The sequence below is a fragment of the Salinicoccus sediminis genome, assembly GCF_000986795.1.
GTDB lineage: Bacteria > Bacillota > Bacilli > Staphylococcales > Salinicoccaceae > Salinicoccus > Salinicoccus sediminis.
Genome location: NZ_LAYZ01000002.1, coordinates 348,085 through 370,758, shown reverse-complemented (window position 1 = coordinate 370,758; position 22,674 = coordinate 348,085). Strand labels below are relative to the sequence as shown.

The 22,674-nt window shown below is 47.1% G+C and carries 18 protein-coding genes and 1 riboswitch; of the genes, 1 reads left to right on the top strand and 17 read right to left on the bottom strand.

What is annotated here, in order from left to right; all coding sequences use genetic code 11:
* Window positions 1–25: 25 nt before the first annotated feature.
* The 17 genes from WN59_RS05535 to WN59_RS05455 form a co-directional block, all read right to left on the bottom strand.
* Entirely contained in the window at window positions 26–1,345 is a 1,320-nt protein-coding gene (locus WN59_RS05535; RefSeq protein WP_046513887.1) for a lysine N(6)-hydroxylase/L-ornithine N(5)-oxygenase family protein, read from the bottom strand.
* On the bottom strand, window positions 1,315–1,929 hold the full coding sequence (locus WN59_RS05530; protein WP_082099176.1) for a GNAT family N-acetyltransferase: 615 nt from the start codon (window positions 1,927–1,929) through the stop codon (window positions 1,315–1,317). The genes WN59_RS05535 and WN59_RS05530 overlap by 31 nt, the downstream gene beginning before the upstream one ends.
* Window positions 1,919–3,712: an IucA/IucC family protein gene (locus WN59_RS05525; protein WP_046513874.1), complete on the bottom strand. Its 1,794-nt coding sequence runs from the start codon at window positions 3,710–3,712 to the stop codon at window positions 1,919–1,921. Before WN59_RS05525 ends, WN59_RS05530 begins: the two co-directional genes overlap by 11 nt.
* Window positions 3,690–5,207 (bottom strand): pyridoxal phosphate-dependent decarboxylase family protein, encoded by a 1,518-nt coding sequence (locus tag WN59_RS05520; protein ID WP_046513870.1) that lies wholly within the window; start codon window positions 5,205–5,207, stop codon window positions 3,690–3,692. The genes WN59_RS05525 and WN59_RS05520 overlap by 23 nt, the downstream gene beginning before the upstream one ends.
* Before the next feature lie 12 nt (window positions 5,208–5,219).
* The gene (locus tag WN59_RS05515) at window positions 5,220–6,584 is read right to left on the bottom strand and encodes a diaminobutyrate--2-oxoglutarate transaminase (RefSeq protein WP_046513866.1); all 1,365 of its coding nucleotides are present in this window, start codon (window positions 6,582–6,584) and stop codon (window positions 5,220–5,222) included.
* A 280-nt stretch (window positions 6,585–6,864) separates the two neighbouring features.
* Window positions 6,865–7,044 (bottom strand): hypothetical protein, encoded by a 180-nt coding sequence (locus WN59_RS05510; protein ID WP_046513862.1) that lies wholly within the window; start codon window positions 7,042–7,044, stop codon window positions 6,865–6,867.
* Window positions 7,045–7,113: 69 nt separating this feature from the next.
* On the bottom strand, window positions 7,114–8,898 hold the full coding sequence (locus WN59_RS05505; protein ID WP_046513859.1) for an alpha/beta hydrolase family protein: 1,785 nt from the start codon (window positions 8,896–8,898) through the stop codon (window positions 7,114–7,116).
* A gap of 126 nt (window positions 8,899–9,024) precedes the next feature.
* Window positions 9,025–11,058 (bottom strand): glucose-specific PTS transporter subunit IIBC, encoded by a 2,034-nt coding sequence (gene ptsG, locus WN59_RS05500; RefSeq protein WP_046513856.1) that lies wholly within the window; start codon window positions 11,056–11,058, stop codon window positions 9,025–9,027.
* 112 nt (window positions 11,059–11,170) lie between these two features.
* Window positions 11,171–12,007: a glucose PTS transporter transcription antiterminator GlcT gene (gene glcT / locus WN59_RS05495; RefSeq protein ID WP_231577126.1), complete on the bottom strand. Its 837-nt coding sequence runs from the start codon at window positions 12,005–12,007 to the stop codon at window positions 11,171–11,173.
* A gap of 93 nt (window positions 12,008–12,100) precedes the next feature.
* Window positions 12,101–13,270: a M20 metallopeptidase family protein gene (locus WN59_RS05490; RefSeq protein WP_046513848.1), complete on the bottom strand. Its 1,170-nt coding sequence runs from the start codon at window positions 13,268–13,270 to the stop codon at window positions 12,101–12,103.
* A 139-nt stretch (window positions 13,271–13,409) separates the two neighbouring features.
* Entirely contained in the window at window positions 13,410–14,081 is a 672-nt protein-coding gene (locus WN59_RS05485) for a (Fe-S)-binding protein (protein WP_052747287.1), read from the bottom strand.
* A 236-nt stretch (window positions 14,082–14,317) separates the two neighbouring features.
* Window positions 14,318–15,514, bottom strand: a complete 1,197-nt coding sequence (gene lhgO, locus WN59_RS05480; RefSeq protein WP_046513845.1) for an L-2-hydroxyglutarate oxidase — start codon at window positions 15,512–15,514, stop codon at window positions 14,318–14,320.
* Window positions 15,511–16,791: a (Fe-S)-binding protein gene (locus WN59_RS05475; RefSeq protein ID WP_046513842.1), complete on the bottom strand. Its 1,281-nt coding sequence runs from the start codon at window positions 16,789–16,791 to the stop codon at window positions 15,511–15,513. Before WN59_RS05475 ends, lhgO begins: the two co-directional genes overlap by 4 nt.
* Entirely contained in the window at window positions 16,784–18,157 is a 1,374-nt protein-coding gene (locus tag WN59_RS05470; RefSeq protein ID WP_408005396.1) for an FAD-binding oxidoreductase, read from the bottom strand. The genes WN59_RS05475 and WN59_RS05470 overlap by 8 nt, the downstream gene beginning before the upstream one ends.
* A gap of 45 nt (window positions 18,158–18,202) precedes the next feature.
* Window positions 18,203–18,904: a FadR/GntR family transcriptional regulator gene (locus WN59_RS05465; RefSeq protein ID WP_046513835.1), complete on the bottom strand. Its 702-nt coding sequence runs from the start codon at window positions 18,902–18,904 to the stop codon at window positions 18,203–18,205.
* Window positions 18,905–20,851: a TRAP transporter permease gene (locus WN59_RS05460; RefSeq protein ID WP_052747285.1), complete on the bottom strand. Its 1,947-nt coding sequence runs from the start codon at window positions 20,849–20,851 to the stop codon at window positions 18,905–18,907.
* Window positions 20,844–21,863: a TAXI family TRAP transporter solute-binding subunit gene (locus WN59_RS05455; RefSeq protein ID WP_046513832.1), complete on the bottom strand. Its 1,020-nt coding sequence runs from the start codon at window positions 21,861–21,863 to the stop codon at window positions 20,844–20,846. Before WN59_RS05455 ends, WN59_RS05460 begins: the two co-directional genes overlap by 8 nt.
* Window positions 21,864–22,038: 175 nt before the next feature.
* Here WN59_RS05455 and WN59_RS05450 point away from each other — a divergent pair, with 175 nt between their 5' ends.
* The gene (locus WN59_RS05450; RefSeq protein ID WP_046513829.1) at window positions 22,039–22,368 is read left to right on the top strand and encodes a winged helix-turn-helix transcriptional regulator; all 330 of its coding nucleotides are present in this window, start codon (window positions 22,039–22,041) and stop codon (window positions 22,366–22,368) included.
* A 155-nt stretch (window positions 22,369–22,523) separates the two neighbouring features.
* Window positions 22,524–22,626: riboswitch (SAM riboswitch) on the top strand.
* Window positions 22,627–22,674 lie beyond the last annotated feature (48 nt).

Below are 22,674 nucleotides of genomic sequence, written 5' to 3'. Positions count from 1 at the left end.
ATATCCCCACATTTACAACTCCTTTTCATGATTCCACTGTCACAGTATTTTTACTCGCTCCGAACTTCTGGAATGCATTCTGTTCATGAATCTGATAGATCTCTTCGTCCGCAATCTGGTTGATAATGCACGCGCTCCTGAATGCTCCGAGTCCGAGATCGGGTGCCCCCACCCCGTGAGTATGCAGTTCCCCGTTCTGGATGAACAGGCGACTGCGGCCGGTCTTTGCCTTCGCTTCATAGTTCTCCTGTATAACCAATCGTCCTGCCCCGTCCCATTCCAGCAGATGCTCGACGCCTTTCAGGAAATCCGGGACATACTGCCGGTAGCCGGTGGCTAATATGACAATATCCACTGTCTGCTCCATCTTTTTTTCCTGTTCATGCTGATGGAGCAAAAGTCTGTACCCATCACTCCACTCTTCGACTGAGTCCAGTTCCGTAAGGGGCTGAAGATGCACGTCGGGACAGCCTCCAATTGAACGCTCATACAGCAAATCGTATATATCGGATATTGTTTCAAAGCTGATGCCCTTATACAGCAATGACTGTTTTTCCAGGACATCCGATTTCTTCCATTTCGGCAGCTGATAGAAATATTTCGTATAATCCGGAGTAAAGTGCTCCAGCCCGAGCTTTGAATATTCCATCGGATAGAATCCCGGAGACCGCGTATACCACGATAGCCGGTAAGCATGTTCAGGCTGTCTGGACAACAGGTCATAGAAAATCTCCGCCGCACTCTGGCCGGACCCGATGACCGCCACCGATTTCGTTTCAAGTGCCTCCTGTCTCCTTTCCATATACGCTGATGAATGGAATACACCATCCCTGTCTTCTATACAGAATTTTTCCGGAACATATGGTTCTGTTCCGATTCCCATTACTATATGTTTCGTTTCATACGTTTCAAATTTCCCACTCTCATCTGCTACCGTCACACGGTAATTGTCTTCCTCCGTCACACTGACATCCACAACTTCGGCGCCGAACTGAAGACTGGGCAGCTCCCCGGCCACCCACTGGCAATAATCGTTATATTCAATCCTCGGAATATGGAAATTTTCATAAAAGTAGAACTGATATAACCGGTTGTTTTCGTGCAGATAGTTCAGAAAACTGAAACTGCTCGTCGGATCCACCATCGTCACCGCATCCGCCATGAACGGCACTTGAAGACTCGTCCCTTCCATAAGCATTCCGGGATGCCACTGGAAACCGGACTTTTTATCGAAAAACATGGAATTGAGCCCTGTTTTTTCAAGCAATGCCGCAATACTCAGGTTGAACGGGCCGATACCGATCCCAATCACATCTAAAATCTGTTTCCCTGCCAATCCATCCATCTCCTTTCAAAAGCTTCCCGGGTGCACATCATCAACAGCGCCGTCTTATCAGGAAGCACCACTTCTTTTTTTGGAATGAAACCGCACTTTTTGAATACATGGATCATCTTTTCGTTTCTTACGTCAGGTTCGGCCACCACCTTTTTCGTCTCTGTTTTTTGGAACTGGAGGTGGAGTGTCCTCATCAGCAGAGGATAGATGAATCCTTTGCCAAGATGCGCCCTGTCACCTATCAGCAGATGCACACCCTGGTCGTAATCATCGAAATCATAATAGCCGCCGATGATATCTTCCCTGACCCGGTATATTTCCCAATAGCTGACGGGACGGCCGTTTATTTTGCCGATCAGAAGCTTCTGATGATCATCAGAAAGGGATTTTTCCAAGTGCAGCTTATACTCCAGAAAAGGGATATCCAGTCGCCAGTATGGAATGACATGTGCTTCGTTCATCCACCCATGGAGCATCGATGCATCCGCCATTGTCACACCGCGGAATGATACCCGGAATGCCGTTTTAAATTCCCGCACCGGATCATATTGCCAAAACAGCACCGGCTGTTCAATATCCTGTTCAAACTTCATAAAGTCCACCTGCCGTTTCATAAAGCGGGTTGCCCGCAGGAGCATAGACCGATTGTGTCTCAAGCGTTCCCTCAAGTTCGTCCATACCGTAAAATCTTGTCAGCAGATTCGCCTTGCACGGGAGCGTTTCTTCATTCAGCAGTGAATTTATCAGGTCTGTTGAATCCCCGTATTTCCTGAAAAGCTCCAACAGTTCGTCCCTTAAAATACTCAGCAGCTGCTGCTCATCGGCCAGCCGGTTGACACCGAATGCATTGATCAGACCGAACAGATTATTGAAGAAGAAATAATAGCGGAAACGCTCCTCGGCAATTCCGTCTGCACATATGGTGTCACTTTTTTCGTTAAGCCCCGGCACTATCTCTCTGAGATTCTGCGCCTTGGATTCCATGAAATAATACCCCTGATTATCCCTCGAATAAAACCTTTCGGGATAGCCGGATACATTCATTTTCACGACTGCGTTCTGCTGATGCGGTTCAAGGGCGATGCCGTATGTCGTATACATCCGGTAAAGCGGCCTCAGACTGATTTCCAAATAGCGCCGAAACCAGTTTTCACTTGCCCGGCCAGTGGAAATCTGTTCATTCCCTGCAATTTTTTCAATGATATTCGCAAGGTGTGATTTCCCGCCGGCGATATGGTCCTGGCAGAGCCCTGCAAGGAGTGTCGTCCTCTCTTCTCTGTCATTTTGAAACGGATTGTCACGGATGACGACTTCAAAACCCGATTCATTGCCTCCAAGATCCAATGTGATATAGGCCGGATCTTCAATGATCTGGAATTTTGGGTGCAGCGCCCCCATATCACTCTTCATAACTTCCCTTAGCAGATGACTCACTTCAACTCCGCGGTCAAGCTCCTTGCGTTTATTCATTCTCAATGAATTCGTGATTTTCACCGGAATCGAAAATTTATACATATAATCCGCATTCCGGTTATAGACTGTACGCACAGATGATGTGGGGTGATATTTCCTGCCCTTTGGCCCCAGGTAGATGAGTCTTCCCGCTTCGATATGATGCTTTACATCGTCCCTTCCTAAAAGTTTCCGTGCCTGGAGAGGATGCACCGGAATCAGCGGTGCCGCATCCTCCCGGCAGTACCTTCTTTTGAAGTCATCAGTGGCCAGTGGATCTCGCTTCAACTCCTCCTTGATGATGGTGGAGGCCCGGTGCCTGGCTGCCGAATCTTCTTCAACCAGTTCTTCTTCTGCCAGGAAATAATGAAGCTGGAAAGCCCCTTTCCTCTCCGGCAGGTAGATCCCCAGTTCCTCTTCATCGATTCCCTGCAGGCTTTTCGGTGTCGGATGCAGCTGATGGCCGGCAAGAAGAGACTGTTCCGACTGCAGGAATGTCTTATCTGTCTGATAACATTCATCGTAATCCCGGCTGCGGCAGGAAAGGTTGCCTTCCATCGTCTGATAGCTCAGGATTGTCCTCAGCACCATTTCCTCCGTATGTACATTCTCCGTGGTCATTTCACCCAGATCTTTCTGCATGACATGGATGAGTGTGAGAAAATCAAGGCGCTGCAGTTCACCTTCCAACAACCGGTAATACATATCTTCCGAAAATATATGCCTTCCTGTCTCCGATCTGTAGCGTACGGGTATATATAAGATGATACTCTGTCTGTCGAAAGGGACTGTGAGTATTGATTCATGTTCATCTGGGAGTCCCGGCATGGTTTGTTCCTGCCATTCTCCTCTGCCGGTTTCTTTGATATAACAATTCAACAGGTTCTGCATCGTCAGATGTTCAGCTATGAAGTGAGTATCCATATGCTTCCTCCTTTTCCCTTTGCTCAATATGCGCGGCAACCCGCTTCATCTCCCTGATGTGGCCTTCCATCCGGTCTGCCGAATTCAGCGGGTTAAGCATCGTGAATTTCAAAAAGACCGAGCCATCGTGTTTCGTCTTTGCCATTATGAGTTCACCGCTCCGGTAGAAATGATTCTGCATCTCCAAGTTGATTTCATCAATCTGAACCGGACTCATGTCGTTTTCAGGGATATAGCGGAACAAAACAGCGTTGATGACCGGCCTGCGCGGCACTTCAAACCCAAAGTCGTAAAGACGTTCCGCTGTCTTTTCCGCCAGGTGGATGGTGTGATCGATTATGTCCCCGAATGCATCCGTCCCCATCATTTTAAAAGTCATGAGTATTTTCAAAGCGTCGAAACGCCTGCTGGTCTGCACACTCTTTCCTACAAGGTTGGGAATCCCCCCGGTATCATCCTCCTCAGGATTCAAATAATCCGCATGGTGCTCAATCAGCGTGAAAGAATCCCTGTCCTTTACAAAGAATGCCCCGCAGCTGATGGTCTGATAGAAAAGTTTATGGAAATCTACAGCAACTGAATCCGCATTGCATATGTGCTCGAGATAATTGGCGTAGTCATGGGAAAACAGCAACGCCCCTCCATACGCCGCATCGACATGCATCCATAACCGGTGGGCATCCGCAAGAACTGAAATGCTTTCCATGTCATCTATACTTCCAAAATCGGTTGTGCCCGCAGTGGCTACAACCATGAAAGGAATCAATCCTTCCAGATACATCTCTTTCAATCTTTCTTCTGCATCCTCCATAGAAAGCCGTCCCCGGCTGTCCGCCTTCACTGTTACAACCGCGTCTGTTCCCAGTCCGAGCCGGGCCGATGATTTCTGCACTGTGAAATGGGCATGCTCGGAACAAAGTATCCTTAATTTACGCGCATCAGGCGGCAGCCCTTCCCTGTGGACATCCACATTGAAGTGCGTACTGCAGGCCCTGTTCCTTGCAAGCAGCATCCCCATATAATTGGACTGGGTTCCTCCGCCTGTGAATACGCCGTCAGCGGCCTCTCCATAACCGATTCTTTCTCTGAAGAACCGGATCATCTCCTCCTCCACATATGTCGCCGCCGGACTCTGGTCCCAGGAGTCCATCGATTGGTTTATGGCACCGATAAGTGTCTCTGCTGCGACCGACGGGATGAGCGGCGGACAATGCAGGTGGGCCATGGCGGAAGGATTCGATACATTCATTGAGTTCCGGATGATGCTGTCGCCGATATCCTCCATCACATCATCCATATCCTCTCCCTCAGCCGGTATTTTGCTCACCTCACTCACCAGGTTCCGGATTTCATGCCGTGAACAACCGGAAAATGGCTGCCCGGATGCCATCAATTCCTCCGAAATCAGATTGATCGTACTATCCATCAGTTCAGAAAATGCTTTCGCGCTTTTTTCACCTGTGTTCAGAAACCATTTTTCATATTCGGCCTTCATATCCACACACCTCTATTGCAGTCCGAAATGGGCTTCTGCAGTTTTTATCGATTCATGGAAACGCATCAGTACTTCATCAATCTGTTCTTTCGTAATGATAAGAGGGGGGAGGAGACGGATGACCGATCCGTTGCGGCCGCCGACTTCAAGTATCAGCCCTCTCTTAAAGCATTCCTGCTGGATTTTTGAAGCCAGTTCAGGCGCTGCAGGATAGCTGCCGATCTGGTCCGGACGGGCTTTCGGGTTGATGATCTCAATGCCCATCATCAGCCCGCGGCCCCGGACATCTCCCATTGATGACATATCAGTCTGAATCTCATTCAGTTTTTTCATGAAGTATGCACCGTTTGTGGCCGCCTGGTCCGGAAGCGCATTTTCCCTGATGTATTTCAGGCTGGCCTGTCCTGCTGCCATCCCCATCTGGTTTCCTCGGAATGTACCGATATGAGCACCGGCTTCCCACTGGTCCAGACGCCCGTCGTATAGCATGACCGACAGCGGCAGGCTGCCTCCGATGGCTTTGGACAGAACAAGGATATCCGGCTCGATACCGGCGTGTTCAAACGCAAACATCCTGCCCGTACGGCCAAGCCCCGTCTGCACTTCATCAATGATGAGCGGGAGGTCCCGTTCCCGGGTGATGCGCCTTAATTCTTTCAGCCACTCGATCGGTGCAGGCACCGATCCGCCTTCGCCCTGCACCACCTCGACAATGATTCCGGCCGGACTGACTATGCCGCTTTCCGGATTGTCGAGCAGGTTTTCGATGTATGTGCTGCACACCTTATGACCCTCTTCTCCGATGCCAAAAGGACAGCGGTATTCATATGGGTACGGGAGGAAGTGAGTATCCGGCACCAGCGCGTGAATATCCTCTTTCGGACCGAGAGTTCCACTCACGCTCAATGTCCCGTGCGTCGAACCATGATAACCGCCCTGGAAAGATAGTATCGAACGGTTGCCCGTTGCCGTCTTAACCAATTTCAGCGCCGCTTCTATGCCGTCTCCGCCTGTCGGACCACAAAACTGTATTTTCGCTTTTTCCGCAAAGGAATCCGGCAGCGCATCAAACAGTTCATCCACGAACTTCTCTTTCACCGGGGTTGTAAAATCGAGCGTATGCAGCGGAAGCCCCGAATCAAGCACATTCTGCACCGCATCCTTTATCACTTCATGATTATGGCCAAGGGCAAGTGTCCCCGCACCCGCGAGACAATCTATATAATCTTTTCCGTCCATATCCGAAACATATATACCCCCGGCTTTATCCATGGCCAGCGGAAGTCTTCTCGGATAGGAACGGGCATTCGATTCCCATTTTTCCTGAGATTCCAACAGTGCTCTATTATTCAAATCTGGTGTCAGAACTGATTTCATTTTATCCACTCCTAATCTTTAATTGAGAATGATTATCAATCTCGTAGCGTATGTTACGTAAGTCATTTTTGAAAGTCAAAGATTTTCTGAAAAATCCGTCTACAGAAAATAAATATTATTTCCTTGTAACTTGATTTGGCGGGCTTTCCCGGAATCAGAAAATTTTTTATGATGTATGTTTGCAAACATGAAAAAGACACCTCCCTTTTACAGAAGATGTCTTTTTAAATCATTTCTTACATTTGCTTTTTCCACAAATGAACCCGGCGATGCCGGATGATCATATTGCACTGAATATGCTGCGTATAGCCCTGAATACCAGACCGACCGTCCCCAGGAATGCTTCAAACATGACCGAGTACCAGGCATCTTTCTTCCATGCCTCCTGCTCCTCCGGCGATTTTTCCGCTTCCCTGTCCAGTTCGCGCCGCGTAATATTCCATTCAGAATCCCGTTGCATGGCATCGCCTCCTGTAAGAATATTCTATCTCAGTCCTCTATACCCTGATTTTCTTGAATTAGTTTCATTTCATTGATGTTTATCAAGAAATTCGAGCATGGTCTCATAGACCTTTATCTCATTCTCTTTTTTGGAGAATCCGTGCCCTTCATCGTCAAGCACCAGGTATTCCACTTCCCTGCCGGCGTTCTGCAGCTTTTTGACAATCTGATCCGATTCTTCTTTGACCACCCTCGGATCCTTCGCGCCCTGGATGACGAGCATGGGTTTTGTCATGGAGTCAAGGTAGGTCACCGGCGAATCTTCCGTGAATTTCTTTATATCGCGCTCGGGATCACCGACCCATCTCTCCATGATCGGTTTCCAGTGCTCAGGCACTGAATTATAGAAAGTGAACAGATCCGACACACCGAATATGTCCACTACGGCTTTGAAATATTCAGGATGCCTGCCGTGCAGCAGCAATGCCATATAGCCGCCATAGCTGCCGCCGACAAGAAACAGTTTTTCCGGCGAGGAAATCCCCTCATCAAAAAGCCATTTTATGCCTTCGACGTTGTCCAGCCTCGGACCTTCGCCCCAGTCCTGTTCCACCATCTTCACGAAACTTGCCCCGTAGCCGGTGCTGCCCCTGAAGTTCGGACAGAAGATATTGTATCCTCTGTTGAGCAGCATCTGGAACATTGCGCGGTAGAACTTCCGCTCTGCGGCCTGAGGCCCGCCATGCGGCCAGAAGATCGTACAGCCGTTGCTGTTCTCCTCCTTCGCCCTGAACAGCAGCGCCTCAATCGCGAGACCGTCATATGATTCATAATTCACGATTTCAGGGTCCACCATATCCTCTTCTGTGACACCCAGAACTTTATTCTCCGTCAGCTGTTCCCATGAATCCCCGTCGTATTTCCAAATGTTGAACGGGGAAACGGCACTTCTGGCCAGTACGAAAACATCCCCCGTCTGTGCTGTCTCAAGCTGATCGATGGATTCAAACGGTATTGAAATCGCCTCGCTCGTCTGTGCATTCAGATCATAATAATAAAGCTTGTCCGTCACCCCTTTTTCAGTGACGAGATACAGCCTGTTCTGCTCTTTGCTGAACGTCACAGAAGTGACAGATTCATCACCAAAATCCATCACTTTGCGGAATTGCTTTTCCGTCAGACTATACTTTGCCAGATAGGAATACTCACTGTCATAATTCGTTGCGAACCAGACTTCATCATCATTGATGAAGCTGATATCCCACACCGTATGGACTGCATTCCTGTCAGGAGTGATATATTCATACTCTTCCCCCGACTGGATCATGCCGAGCATATATGTGTTTGCGTACATCTTCAAATAGACAATGTGCCTGTCATCCGGCGAAATATCCTCGATATACGTCGCCGCATCATCCCCCTCAAAAAGCAGGGTATGACTTTTTGTTTCCAGGTCGTAAACTTTGGAATTCAGATAACTCTCATTCCCTTTTGAAGTGTTGTAGTATATTCTGTTGCCGTCTCCGGAGAGTTTCGCGAAATAATACTTCTCCCCCTCTTCACCCGTTATCAGCGGCTGCGGAACCCCGCCATCCGGAGCAATCGCATAGATCTGATAATTCTCGTCTCCATCATTGTCATATCCCGCAAGGACAAACCTGCCTTCGGGATCATACTTTACAAAATTTGTATCTTCATTCTTTTCAGCAAATAAATAAGGGTATCTGCCCACTGTATCCATCGCCCATATATTTACTTTGCCATTCATGTTTGTACTGAAAAAAATCTTCTCACCATACGGACTTACGCTGAAATTGCTGATGTTATATGACGTAAAGTATTGCTCAACGGCCGGTTTCGGAAATTCGATCATCGCTGCATCCCCTTTTCATAAAAAAGAATATTTACACCTTCAATTTTAGTTGAGCGCTCACAGAGTTACAACAAATAACAAAACACACCCGGATACAATATTGATCCGGATGTGCTTCCATGAAACTTATTTAATATTGATTACTACATCATCATTTGAAACGGCGCCGTTTTCTCTTGCTGCGATTTCCGTGCCTGCCGGTCCCGTGATGATGATTGGTGTGATGTCGCTCTTGGCATTTTCCCTGATATATTCAAGGTCCACTTCCATCAGAACGTCACCTTTTTTAATCTTGTCTCCTGCTGCAACCTTCAGATCGAAACCTTCGCCCTTAAGGTTCACTGTATCGAGTCCGAAGTGGATGAGGAGTTCCAATCCGCCTTCATTGACAAGCCCGAGGGCGTGCTTGGTCGGGAAGTCAGTAACCACTTCACCGTCGAACGGAGCTCTTACCGTACCGTCAATCGGTTTGATTGCGATGCCGTCCCCCATCATTTTCTCACTGAAGACCTGATCCGGTACTTCTGCAAGATCGACAGCTTCTCCTTCGATTGGAGAAAAGATGTCTTTATTTTCATCCGTCATGATCTGTGATGTCGCTTCACTTACACTCTCATCATCTTCTGTTACCGTCGTTTCTTCAGGCGAAGTGATCACGCCGTCCATGATCTGCTGCATATCATGCTTGATCTGGTCGGATTTAGGACCGAAGATCGCCTGCATGTTGTTGCCGACTTTCATCACACCGGAGGCTCCGAGTGCTTTCAGTTCCGCTTCGTTTACAGAACCCGTATCCGCCACTTCAACACGGAGGCGTGTGATACATGCGTCAAGATGTTTAATATTTTCCTTACCGCCCATCGCTGTAAGGACATTGAAAGGAAGCTCCTGTACATTGGATGAAGCTGCTGTTCTTTCCTCATCTTCGCGTCCAGGTGTTTTCAGATTCATCACTTTGATCAGTACGCGGAAGAGTACATAGTAGACAACCGCATAGACCGCACCGACTATGATGACCCACCACCATTCGGTTCTGTTCTGCAGAATACCGAAGAGGAAGAAGTCGATGAAGCCGCCTGAGAATGTATAGCCAAGGTTAAGGTCCAGAAGGTACAGAATCAGGAAGCTGAGTCCGTCGAGCAATGCGTGCACGACATAAAGTACCGGTGCTACGAACAGGAATGAGAACTCGAGTGGTTCTGTAATACCTGTCAGGAAACTTGTCAGTGCACCGGAAGCCATGATACCTGCAACATATTTCTTATGCTGCGGTTTGGCTGCATGGTACATCGCAAGAGCTGCTGCAGGCAGACCGAACATCATTACCGGGAATTCACCCTGCATGAAGTTACCTGCCGTCAGTTCTACACCGTCACGTATCTGCGCAAAGAAGATGTTCAAATCACCGCGGACTATATTGCCGGCAGCGTCGGTATATGTACCGAACTCGAACCAGAACGGTGCATGGAATATGTGGTGCAGGCCGAACGGAATGAGCAGCCGTTTGATCATACCGAATGCGAATACGCCGATAGCCGTGTTTTCTTCCATCAGCCACAATGAAACTTCGTTAAGGCCAGTCTGGATCGGCGGCCAAACAATGTACATGCCGAGACCGATCAGGAATGAGAATACTGCCGTAACGATCGGCACGAAACGCTTCCCGGCAAAGAATCCCAAAAATGCCGGCAGATTGATGTTGTAGTATTTGTTATACGCCCAGGCGGATATGACACCGATGATGATACCGCCGAACACCCCCGTCTGGATTGTCGGCACGCCGAGTACTGTGGCGAATGCCGGGTCATCTGCAGCCATTTCAGGTGTTACACCTGCGATCTGACCCATCGTCACGTTCATGATCATATAACCGACGAATGCCGCAATCGCTGCAACACCGTCACCTTTGGCAAGGCCAACGGCCACACCAAGTGCAAACAGCAGGGCCAGGTTGTCGAAGACGACGCCGCCCGCTGCCTGAAGCATATCGGACAGGGCAACAAGCCATCCCGCTTCAAGGAAAGGCAGCCAGTCTATCATCGCTTCTGTCTGCATTGCCGCACCGATACCGAGCATCAGACCGGCAGCAGGCAATATCGCGACCGGCAGCATGAGCGCCTTACCGATGCGCTGAAGCTGGCCAAAAAGCTTCTTGAACATAATATTTCCCCCTAAAATTTCAATTTATAAAGAATCAACAGAAAAAGGCATGAGTATACAGGTACAGTTAAATAAACCATTCCTATAAACTCATGCCCTTGCGGTAACACGTCTATTTAGAATAATGCTCGAAATGTTGTATATGCATTGTCAAATAAACAACTTCAGATTCATAGACTTTCCTCTGAAGTTTGTTCTGTATCATCTTTACTATTTTCACTGCTATATTATAGCACACCGGATATTGCGCTTTCAACAGGGAATCAAAATGTTCCTGTGTAGGCACACTCTCACCATTCATTACACGCTGCACACAAAAGCTGATGTGGCGGACGAAACGGTCATACTGGATGGAGCTCTGGTCCACCTTCGTATCAAGTCCGTACTCGATCATGGTAATGGCCTGGTGCACGACTTCCGACAGCATATTCATGTCCCTGACGGAACGGTTGTAGATGGACGAATGCACATGCAGTGCGATGAAGCCAACTTCAGCCTCGGGCAGATGGATGCCGTATTTCCGGTTGAACATATCCACGACCGCTTCAGCTATTTTGTATTCCTTCGGATAGAGCGCCTTCGTTTCATTGACGAACGGATTGGAGATTTCCATCCCTTCCTCCATCCGCTTCATCGCAAACAGCAGGTGATCCGTCAGTGAAAGGAGGATGCGGTTGTTTATCTTCTCGCTCGTCATATCGTCGATGAGCTCGATAGCTTCGAGTGTCGACTGGAACAGCGTTTCATCCGCCATTGTAAGGAGTGTCTGATATCTGCTCGTATCCTGCTGTCCTTCGAGTTTATACACTTTTTCAGCCTGATCTATCTCAAGGGTGTCCCCGGCTTTCTTATTGAAGCCGATGCCGCGGCCGATAAGGACGACTTCCTCAAATTCATCTGTGCCTATGACAACATTGTTGTTTAAAGCCTTTTCTACAGTGACCACCATATATCCCACTTTCATTTTCTGCTAGTTTCAATATATAGGAGGTGCTGCCAACTTACAAGAACACAGGATGGAAAAAGCCGGATTTCTCCGGCTTCAGGCTTTCGGTTCCTCTGTCACAAAATTGACGAGTGCATTGATGGCGGTCTTTATGCTTGTTTCCGAGAAGACGACTTCAGGGCTGTGCAGCGAATATCCGCTTGCCTCCACATTCTTCATCTTTGTACCGACACGGAAGGCCGCGCCCACATAATCCTGCATGTAGAAAGCAAAGTCCTCTGAACCCATGGAAGGCTCTGCGAGCTCATGGAACACTGAAGTATCCCCGCAGCTTATGAAATCCTCCACGAGCTCCTGATTATTGATCACCGGCGGGCAGTAGCTGCTGTACTCGATTTCATAATCGGCACCCGACATCTCAGTCAGCTCTTTCGTATATTCCTCGATCATTTCCTTGGCAAGGTTTATCGATTTTTCTGAAAAGCTGCGTATCGATCCGCCGAATGAACATTCATCGGGAATGACATTATTCTTTTCTCCGGCCTTGATCCGCCCCACTGTAATGACCACCGGTGTTGCCGGATCGTTGAATCTCGACGCAATCCCCTGGATGAACTGGATGATATTCGAAGCCAGGTAGATCGGATCAGCCGTGGTATCAGGATGGGCCGCATGGCCCCCTTTGGCCGTCAGTTTCAGATCAAAGCTGTTCGAACCGGCCATCATGTCCTCCTCCCTGTACCCGATCAGACCTTCCTCGAGGGTCGGCCATGTATGGAACATGACGATTTTATCGACGGGAATTTCAAACCTTTTAAGCTCATCCTTGATATACTTCGCCCCGCCGAGTATCTCTTCAGCCGGCTGGAAGATGAAAACGAGATTGTACTTCAGATCGTCGTACATTTCATTTATCACTTTAGCAAAACCGTAGACGATGCTTGTGTGTATGTCATGGCCGCATGCATGCATCACCCCGTCCTTTTCCGATTTGAAGTCAAGATCCGTCATTTCCGTCACGGGAAGAGCATCCATATCCGCCCTCACACCGATGTAATCAAAGGAAGGGTCCTTTTCCATCACACCTATGAGACCCGTTTTTTCACTGAGTTCGTGGAACTCTATTTTTGTATCCTCAAGCCCGTTTTCTATAAGATTAGTCGTCTGGAATTCCTCGAAACTCAGTTCGGGCTCCCGGTGCAGTCTCCTTCTGAAATTTATAATATGCTCAATGTGATTATCCACCACGTCATCTTTGACAGTCATAATCAGACCACCTTTTTGAATTATATTAAATATGCATATAATACTCATATCCGTTAATGACCATGTTAAACTTTTTCAGCCCTTCCGTTCCATTGACCATAAGAAAACCGGCGGACTCTTTACAGTCCACCGGCATACATTACTGGTTCGAAGCGATGCCGCAGGATTCAGCGACCACTTCCACTATATGCTTCACTTCAATCGGTTCATTCATTCCATCCAGGTTCACGTCCGTCTGCATCTGGGCACACCACACAGGGTGAGAGGTAATCACCAGATCCGGCTTTGCCCGGTCTTCCTCATACTTCTTTTCAATATAATCCAGACCCGGTATCTGCTTGAGGATCTTGACGGGTTCATCAAACACCTTCACCATATCAGAAAGATGGTCAGGAGACTGATATACAGCTCTTCTCCCCACTTCATGCTTGAATTCAAGCTTCGCCATCTTCATGATATCCGATATATCCCGGACCCGCTCAGTAAACCGTTTTGCACGTTCATACCAGGCAGTCCCCGGAACAAATAATTTATCATATTCCTTCAGAGAGGTGCCGGGGCCGCCGATTGTATTCACAATATAATCAAAGTCATGCTCCTCAAAGACCCTGATATTTTCCATGGCCAGTTCCAGAGTCAGATCAAATTCCCCCGTCATGTCCCTCTCCGCATTCAATTCCGCAGGGAATTCCATGCTGGTCACCCGTACATTCCCCGCTTCCATAATCCTGATCACCAGTTCATTGATCTCGGAAAACGTCGGCTCTGAAACAGGATCTTCAAATAACCCCACAGAAATAGTTTGTCTCATACACTCCTCCCCTTCATGATGAATGCGTTTACATTAAAAGATAAAAAATTTTATCCAGTGAGGATATCTCCTAACTGAATGCAAACCATCATTTTGTATACGCTTACATTATACCCCGAAAAATGGTTAAATATCAAACTATTTTAAGTGAAATTTCGAACATTTTATGACAAAAGACAATATTATGATGAAGTAAGTAAAAAACGGAAGATGAAACCATCATCTTCCGGGGCAATTCACCGTATTTTCTTTGCAAATCGTTCCACTATTTCCCTGCCTATCTCTATTGAACATGTTGCGGCAGGGGAGGGCGCATTCAGTACATGGAGACTCCATGCATTTTCTTCAAAATGGAAGTCATCCAGCATGCTGCCATCTGGTTTCATCGCCTGCGCCCGCACACCCGCTTCCATTGGTTCGATATCTTCTTCCTTCAGTAACGGAATCAGTTTCTTCGCTTCTTTGACGAAGGCTTTCCTGTTGAACGAACGATAATATTCTCCCACAGCCTCTTTTATATTCTTCAAACCCATTTTATAAAGGCCGGGGAAAGTGAGTATTTCTTTAGTTTCTTCAAAATGGAACCCCAGTTTTCTATATGCCTCTTTCCTGAAACCGAGCACCGCATTAGGCCCGACATCGACGCCCCCGCCTATCATATTGGTGAAATGCACTCCCAGAAATGGAAGTTCCGGATTGGGGACCGGATAGATCAATGTTTTTACATAGTGTTCAATACTCTCATTCAGTTTGAAATACTCTCCTCTGAAAGGTATGATTTTCACATCTGTATCCACACCGCTCATTTTTGCCAGTTTATCACTGTACAGCCCGGCGCAATTTATCAGATAGTCTGTTTCATACTGAACGGCATCCGTACATACAGTGATTTTTCCGTTCTCTTCAGTGATATTTTGAACCGATGTGTTGTAATGTATCTCTCCGTCGTTTTGCTCGAATAATCCACCGAATTTTTCCGTCACAGCTTTGAAATCCACAATGCCGGTATTTTTCACAAGAATCCCACCCACTGTATTCACGAATGGCTCAATCTCCCGGACTTCATAACCGTTCAGCAGTTTGACATCCAGGTGGTTCTCCAGCCCGCGCTCATACAGTTTCTTCATCCTCGGTATCTCTTCTTCATCTGTTGCGACTATGACCTTTCCGCATTGTGCATAATCAATATTATGTTTGTCACAGAATGCCATCATGGATTTGGAACCATTGCGTGCGAACCTTGCCTTGTATGAACCTGGTTTATAGTAGATTCCTGAGTGGATTACACCACTGTTGTGTCCAGTCTGATGCTTCGCCGCCTCACCTTCCTTATCCAGAACAATGATTTTTCTGTCCTTGAATTTTTCTGAAAGGTGATATGCTGTGCTGAGACCAATGATCCCTGCACCTATTATTAGTATATCCGTTTTCAATTTCCACCCACCCCGCAAGCTTCTGCTATTACTTCCACAATATGTTTCACTTCAATTTCATCAGTCAGACCTTCACGCTCCACACCCAGTTTCATCTGTATGTGGCACCCCGGGTTCGATGTAATGATAAGATCCGGCTTTGATTTTTTTACATTCTCCATCTTGAGATCAAGGATCTGCATGGATTCATCGAAATGGAGAATATTATAGATACCCGCCGATCCGCAGCACAGTGATTTCTCATTCATTTCCATATAATTCAATCCCGGCACCTGACGAATCACATCCAGTGGCTCTTCAAACACCTGCTGGACATTTTCAAGGTGGCAGGAAGGCTGGTATACAGCATTCCTTTTAATATCATGCTTGAAATCAAAATCGATCATCGCCATGATCTGGGAAATATCCCTCACTTTTCCGGTGAATCTCTTCGCCCGCTCATGCCAATCTGTGCTCGGATCGAATAATTTGTCGTATTCTTTCAGTGTCGCTCCGCAGCCGCCGATCGTGTTGACAATATAATCGAAATCATATTTTTCATATGCCTCTATGTTTTCCATCGCAAGCTTCAGTGTCTCTTCCGATTCCCCTGAATGGTGCTGCAGGGCGCCGCAGCATGTCTGGTTCGGTATATTCGTAACCTGGATATTATTTTTCTGCATTATATTCACAGCCAGCCTGTTCACCTGAGCGAAGAATGTGTCCATGATGCATCCTTCGAAAAAACCGACCGACAGACTTTTTCTTCTGAAAGGATTGATGTTTCTGGTAATGCGTCTGCTCAAGATGATGTCAGGCATCGCTCTGTTCATCTGATCCATCTTTTTCGATTTCCCCAAGATACCTGTCCTTTTCACAGCCTTTTTCATGCCGGATAACTGATAGGCATAGATGCCTCTGTTGACCAGCCCGAGGACTCTCTTATTCTTCAGCGCAAACTTGAATGACGATGTCCTGGCCGCCTTTTCCACGACGCCCATCTGTTTGTTCTCTTTCAATACTTCCACCGCTGACATGAGGATGTCACCGTACCTTACATTTGTAGGACAGACCGTCTCACAAGCCCGGCATCCCAGACACAGATCGATGCCTTCCTGCATGTCCTCAATCGATATCTTCTCTTCCGCTGCAAGTTTGACGAGATTGATTCTTCCTCTCGGAGAATGTTTCTCTTTTTTAAAAGCAATATATGTCGGACAGACCGGCAGACAATAGCCGCATTGTACGCAGTCAAAAGTCGCTTCATAATCCAGCTTTTCAACCAATGATTCAGTCATTGCGCAACACTAACCTTTTTTCTCCTTTTTCAGGAAATATTTTTCCCGGATTCAAAATGTTTTTTGGATCCAGGGCACGCTTTATCGCCTTTTGGAATTCCACTCCCTCTTCACCCATCTCCCTGACAAGAAAGGCTTTTTTCATCGTTCCTATGCCGTGTTCGCCCGAAAGTGTTCCACCGAGTTCAATTGCATAGTTGAATATCTCTTCAACAGCCTGTTCCACCCGCTCCACTTCTTCCGGGTCGCGCATATTCGTATTGATTGTCGGATGCAGGTTACCGTCCCCTGCATGGCCGAAAACGACGATATTCAGATCATACTTCTTTTTAATCTCATCGATTTTCCTGAACATATCCGGAATTCTGCTGAGCGGTACGGTCGCATCCTCTGAGATTTTCGTATAGCCGCTGGAAACGACTGCAGGGGACACCAGTTTACGCACCTGCCAGAGCCTGGCTTCCTCCTCTTTATCCGAGGCCACCTGCACATTTTCCACCCCGATTTCGCTCAATGCCTTCTCGACGATACGAAGCTCTTTCACAAGTACGTCCGGATCACCATCCACTTCAACGAGTATGATGGCAGCTGCTTCCCTTGGCAGATCGAGCCCGGCGTAGTCTTCCACCTTATTGATCGCGTTATGGTCCAGTATTTCCATTTTAGATGGCCTGACACCCGAAGTCAGTATTTTTGATATGGATTTCCCGGCTGTATACAGATCTTCAAAAATGATCATTGCCGTCCTGGTGTCGGACGGTTTCGGTATCAGACGTAAAGTTGCTTCCGTAATGACAGCCAGTGTACCTTCAGATCCGACAATCAGCTTCGTCAGGTCATAACCTGTCACATTCTTGACCGTGCTGCCGCCGGTCCTCAGAACTTTCCCATCCGCCGTAACAATTTCCAGGCCGATCACAAAATCTTTGGTGACCCCATATTTGACGCCCCGTGGACCGCCGGCGTTTTCTGCAAGATTCCCGCCTATGGTGCAGATCGAAGAGGATGAGGGATCGGGCGGATACATCAGGTTATGTGCTTCGGCCAGTTCGTGTATGTCCCCCGTCCTGACACCCGGACTGACTTTCATGATCAGATCATCCGGGTATATTTCAAGTTTCGTATCCCATTGTGAGAAATCGAGTACAATACCGCCGTGGACCGGCAACGGTCCGCCCGACAGACTCGTACTTGCCCCCCGGGCACAGACAGGAATTTCATGTTGGTCCGCAATTTCCATTATTCTCTGCACTTCCTCAGTGGACATGACCTGGGCCACACAGTCAGGGATGTACTGGCCGAAAGAACCGTCGTATCCATAGGACGTCCTGTCGTCAATTTCAGTCAAAAGACGACTTCCAATCATATTTTCAAATTCCTTCAAAACAACATGTTCCATAATTGCCTCCCGCTATATTCTGTCATCACCAAGTTTCCTTCTCATATTGAAAAGGTGTTCCTCCATCCTTCGAGATGCCATTTCAGCATCACCATCCTTGATCGCTTCAAACACCCCGGCATGCTCACCGTAGACCATTTCCCGCTTTCTCGGTTTACCTATGTTCAGTTTTAATGAGAATTCCAATGCATCACGGTGAACACTCTGCAGATTGCTGAATGTCTGGATCATAAAATCATTTTTGGTTGATATGACGATTGCCTCATGAAAATCATAATCTGCTTTCATTCCTATGATCCGCTGGTTCTGAGTGATTTTTTTAAATTCATCCAGAGCGGCTTCTATTTTCCTCAAATCTCCTTCGGTGCGCCTTTTTGCTGCCAGTCTTGCTGACTGCACCTCCAATGTGGTACGCATTTCCAAAAGATCGAATAACTCCTTTTTATCAAAGTCACCATAGGTATATTCCTTCATCTCATCGGCTATCGATATATTTTTGACATACGTCCCTCTACCCTGGCTGGATTCCACGTATCCCATGGAAATGAGTTTGCTGATTGCCTCTCTTACAGGAGCCCGGCTGACTTTGTAATATGCTGCCAATTCATTTTCTGAAGGCAGTTTGCTGTCTATTTCGTATTCACCGCCCTTGATCAACTCGACTATATTTTCATAGATGAGTTCGGATAATTTCTCTTTTCTTATCGGCTTCATTTAATTTTGCGCCTCCACTACTCTCTTACTTTTTACATAATGAACGGTCATCACACCAATGAACAATACGATGCCCACCAGGTCAAGCATCGGATCTGTCGTAATCAACAGGAACGCCACTGCAACAAACAGTATTCTTTCAACCATATTCATCCTCGTCCTTACAAAGTTGCCCATGCCTACAGCAAGGGCATATACACCGACGAGTGCTGTAGCGACTACTATTGCGAATCTCCAGTAATTGACCGGCCCCTCAGTTGTATCCAACAGCAGGATGGGATCGTAGGCGATAATGAACGGGATGATGAACCCCGGCAGCGCGAGCCTCAAGGCCGTCCATGAAGTCTGCATCGGATTGGAGTTTGCTATCCCCGCTCCGGTATAAGCAGCAAGGGCGACCGGTGGTGTTACGTTGGACATGGCACCGAAGTAGAATACAAAGAAATGCGCCGCAAGCGGCGAGATTCCCGCTTCCACGAGTGCCGGTGCTGCTGTGACAGCAACTACAATATACAGGGCCGTAGATGGAAGGCCAAAGCTCAGGATGATACAGGTCGCCATAACCATGACAAGTACCAGGAAGATGTTGCCGCCTGCAATATCGATGACATTATAGGCGAGCATGGAACCGACACCGCTCATGGAGACGACTGCAATGATGATGCCGACTACAGCACAGGCAATAGCCACCTGTATGGAACCCCTCGCCCCGTCTGATAATGCCCCGAAGAATCTTGATATGGTGATGCGGTTACTCCTGTCCTTGGTAAGATAGGAGGTAATGATGGAAGTAATGATACCGGCAAAACCTGCAAATATTGCCGTTTTCCCTGCAAGAAGCACTGCAAACACCACTAATATAGGCAGCAGCAAAGCGCCTCTTTCCATAAGCACTTTCTTAACTTCAGGTATGTTGTCCCTGCTCAGACCTTTAAGCCCCTGTTTTTTTGCTTCTGTATCCACTGCAAAAATGAGCGCAATATAGTATAGGAGAGCCGGTACAATACCTGCGATCACAATGGTCGTATAAGGCACACCCAGGAAGCCCGCCATGATGAAGGCTGCAGCCCCCATTATCGGCGGCATGATCATTCCCCCGGTTGATGCCGCCGCTTCCACACCTGCTGCAAATCTTCTTTTAAGGCCGATGCTTTTCATCAAAGGAATGGTGAATGCGCCAGTGGTTGCCACGTTTGCCACTGCACTCCCGTTCAGCGTACCTGTCAGAGCACTCGTGATTACTGCAACCTGTGCAGGGCCGCCGCGCCTTTGTCCCGCAATTGCAAGTGCGAGATCATTGAAGAGCCTGCTTGCTCCACTTGCGCTCAGGAAAGCACCAAAAAGTATGAAGAGCACAATGTAAGTGGATGCAATGGAGAGTGTGCTCCCAAAAATCCCGTTCGAAGTCATGTACACCCTGTACAGCAAGCGTTCCAGACTGAACCCAGAGTGCGCAAAATCAATCGGGAAATATGCACCATAAATCGCATAGACCATAGCAAGAACACTCAGTATCGGTATGAACCATCCAATCGCCCGTCTTGTTATTTCGAATAACACAAGTATGCATAGCACTGCGAAAATATAATCGATAGTGTTTGCCTGCGACATACGGTCAACGTGCAGGTTGGTATAATTCAATGTAATATAACCGACTGAGATGACTGACAGGACAACCATCCCGATATCCAAATATGAAAATTTCTGCCCCGGTTTCTTTTTATTGAACGGATAGATGAAAAATCCAAGTACCATTATCAGCCCTATGAAAATGGTATTACGGTAGAAACCCTGCATGTTCAGATAACTGGATGTCAATAATACAAAAATGGATAAAATGATTCCTATTACAGCCGCCGCTTTGGCCGGCCATCCTTCAAGCCTTCTTTGAGTCATATCCATCTCAGCCTCTTCAGCAGCGGCATACTGTTGGTTGTTTTCACTCATTTTCTCCATCCCCTTCCTGCACTTCTTCAGGAACCAGCCGTTCGTCGATTTCTATCCCCTGTTCCTTGAAATATCGATATGCGCCTGCATGAAGTGGGGTGTTCAACCCATCAAGTGCAGTTTCGACCTGCATCTCCCTCGCGGAATTATGTACACCGATCATGAAGTCCCTGTTCTCAAATAATATTTTTGTCAGGTTGTACACCATCTCTTCATCCATCTCCGTCGTTGCTACAAGGACGTTCGGCTGGGCGATGGTTTCGATATCTTCCTCCTGTTTCGGGTATGTTCCGGCTTCAATCGTATACCTGTACCAGGCATCGACAACTCCATTAATTTCTTCCAGCTGTTCATCAGTAACTTCAAGGATATCTGCCGAAAGCCCGCTTGCATACATATCTGTTATGGCTGAAACAGGTGTGCCTGCCGGCAGTGAACCGCCATCCAGACGCCCGTCCCTCATCGATGAAATTGTATCATCATAACCGAGGTATTCAGGACTGATATTACTCTTATCCATCCCCATGCCTTCCATCATCGTGAGGGTAGATTGCTCTGTCCCACTCGCCTGCGGCCCGACTGAAAATGAATTCCCTTCAATATCGGAAATGTCTCCTGATTCTATTTCCGAATCCATCATTACAAAATGTTCAACATTTGGCCAGATCATTCCAATCGCTCTCAGTTCTCCGTAACCTTCCCCTTCATAGATTCCGCTTCCTTCAGAGGCCTGTGTGGAAATAAGATTCTGTAGTATGGCCATATCGGCCTCTCCATTTTTCATCAGATTGATATTCTCAACAGAACCTGCTGAAGACTGGCCATTGAACTTGATATTCTGATCTCTGTAGTGCTCGGTCCATAGCTGCCCCATCCCTACACCGATAGGATAATAGGTGCCGCCTGTTGATGCCGTTGCAATATTGTATATCTCCTTTTTCTCGAAGTTACATCCGGCCAATGACAAAGACACCAGCATCAACGACAGGAACATGATGATATTTTTCCTCATTACTCTTCCCTCCCACTATATGAATGCGCTTTCACTTGTATGACAACAAGACCACATTACAACATAAAAACAGAAATTTCAATATATTTAAGAGCGAAAGTTTTTTCTTTCCGAACCATATTCATTTGTAAAAATACTATATGTAGGGTTATAATGTTCTGCAAGGAGTGATTAAATGGATACTTCAATCTGTCCAAAATTTGAAAATGCCATGGGTGTCATCGGTCAGAGATGGACGGGTCTGATTATCTTTCAATTGATTGACGGGCCTAAACGTTTCTGCAACCTCGAATCCTCCATGGGTGTGAGTGGCCGCGTCCTGTCCGAGCGTCTGAAGTCGCTGGAAGCGGAAGGTATTGTAGAGCGCGAAGTTTATCCGGAAACACCGGTGAGAATAGAGTACAAACTGACTGAAAAAGGGAAAGCCATCGAACCGTTCATGAAAGAACTCCAGAAATGGGCTGAAGAATGGTGCGAACCTGATAATAGTCTTCAGGAAGCGTAATAGAATAGCTTATTCATGACCTGCTCCCTTTCAGGGGCGGGTTTTTATTTGTAGAAAATATTCTAATTTATCATTTTTTTGAAAAATCTTATTGCTTTATAATTGGTTCCATGTTAAACTTTCTCTAAATCATTAAACAGACAACTGCATATTATTTCTTATCAAGAGAAGCGGAGGGACTGGCCCTGTGATGCTTCGGCAACAACTCGCGTGAGTGATGTGCCAAATCCAGCAGGCATTGTGCCTGGAAGATGAGAAGAAACTTTTTATAAATATATAAATATAAGTCCTTCTCTTCTTATAAAG

Bases quoted from the DNA above. Each gene is read 5' to 3' on its own strand.
- WN59_RS05520 (WP_046513870.1), bottom strand. From the start codon at position 5,207: ATGAAGGCCGAATATGAAAAATGGTTTCTGAACACAGGTGAAAAAAGC.
- WN59_RS05535 (WP_046513887.1), bottom strand. From the start codon at position 1,345: ATGGATGGATTGGCAGGGAAACAGATTTTAGATGTGATTGGGATCGGT.
- WN59_RS05510 (WP_046513862.1), bottom strand. From the start codon at position 7,044: ATGCAACGGGATTCTGAATGGAATATTACGCGGCGCGAACTGGACAGG.
- WN59_RS05470 (WP_408005396.1), bottom strand. From the start codon at position 18,157: ATGATTGGAAGTCGTCTTTTGACTGAAATTGACGACAGGACGTCCTAT.
- WN59_RS05460 (WP_052747285.1), bottom strand. From the start codon at position 20,851: ATGAGTGAAAACAACCAACAGTATGCCGCTGCTGAAGAGGCTGAGATG.
- WN59_RS05490 (WP_046513848.1), bottom strand. From the start codon at position 13,270: ATGACTGTCAAAGATGACGTGGTGGATAATCACATTGAGCATATTATA.
- WN59_RS05450 (WP_046513829.1), top strand. From the start codon at position 22,039: ATGGATACTTCAATCTGTCCAAAATTTGAAAATGCCATGGGTGTCATC.
- WN59_RS05465 (WP_046513835.1), bottom strand. From the start codon at position 18,904: ATGAAGCCGATAAGAAAAGAGAAATTATCCGAACTCATCTATGAAAAT.
- ptsG (WP_046513856.1), bottom strand. From the start codon at position 11,058: ATGTTCAAGAAGCTTTTTGGCCAGCTTCAGCGCATCGGTAAGGCGCTC.
- WN59_RS05515 (WP_046513866.1), bottom strand. From the start codon at position 6,584: ATGAAATCAGTTCTGACACCAGATTTGAATAATAGAGCACTGTTGGAA.
- WN59_RS05485 (WP_052747287.1), bottom strand. From the start codon at position 14,081: ATGAGACAAACTATTTCTGTGGGGTTATTTGAAGATCCTGTTTCAGAG.
- glcT (WP_231577126.1), bottom strand. From the start codon at position 12,007: ATGGTGGTCACTGTAGAAAAGGCTTTAAACAACAATGTTGTCATAGGC.
- WN59_RS05475 (WP_046513842.1), bottom strand. From the start codon at position 16,791: ATGACTGAATCATTGGTTGAAAAGCTGGATTATGAAGCGACTTTTGAC.
- WN59_RS05455 (WP_046513832.1), bottom strand. From the start codon at position 21,863: ATGAGGAAAAATATCATCATGTTCCTGTCGTTGATGCTGGTGTCTTTG.
- WN59_RS05505 (WP_046513859.1), bottom strand. From the start codon at position 8,898: ATGATCGAATTTCCGAAACCGGCCGTTGAGCAATACTTTACGTCATAT.
- WN59_RS05525 (WP_046513874.1), bottom strand. From the start codon at position 3,712: ATGGATACTCACTTCATAGCTGAACATCTGACGATGCAGAACCTGTTG.
- WN59_RS05530 (WP_082099176.1), bottom strand. From the start codon at position 1,929: ATGAAGTTTGAACAGGATATTGAACAGCCGGTGCTGTTTTGGCAATAT.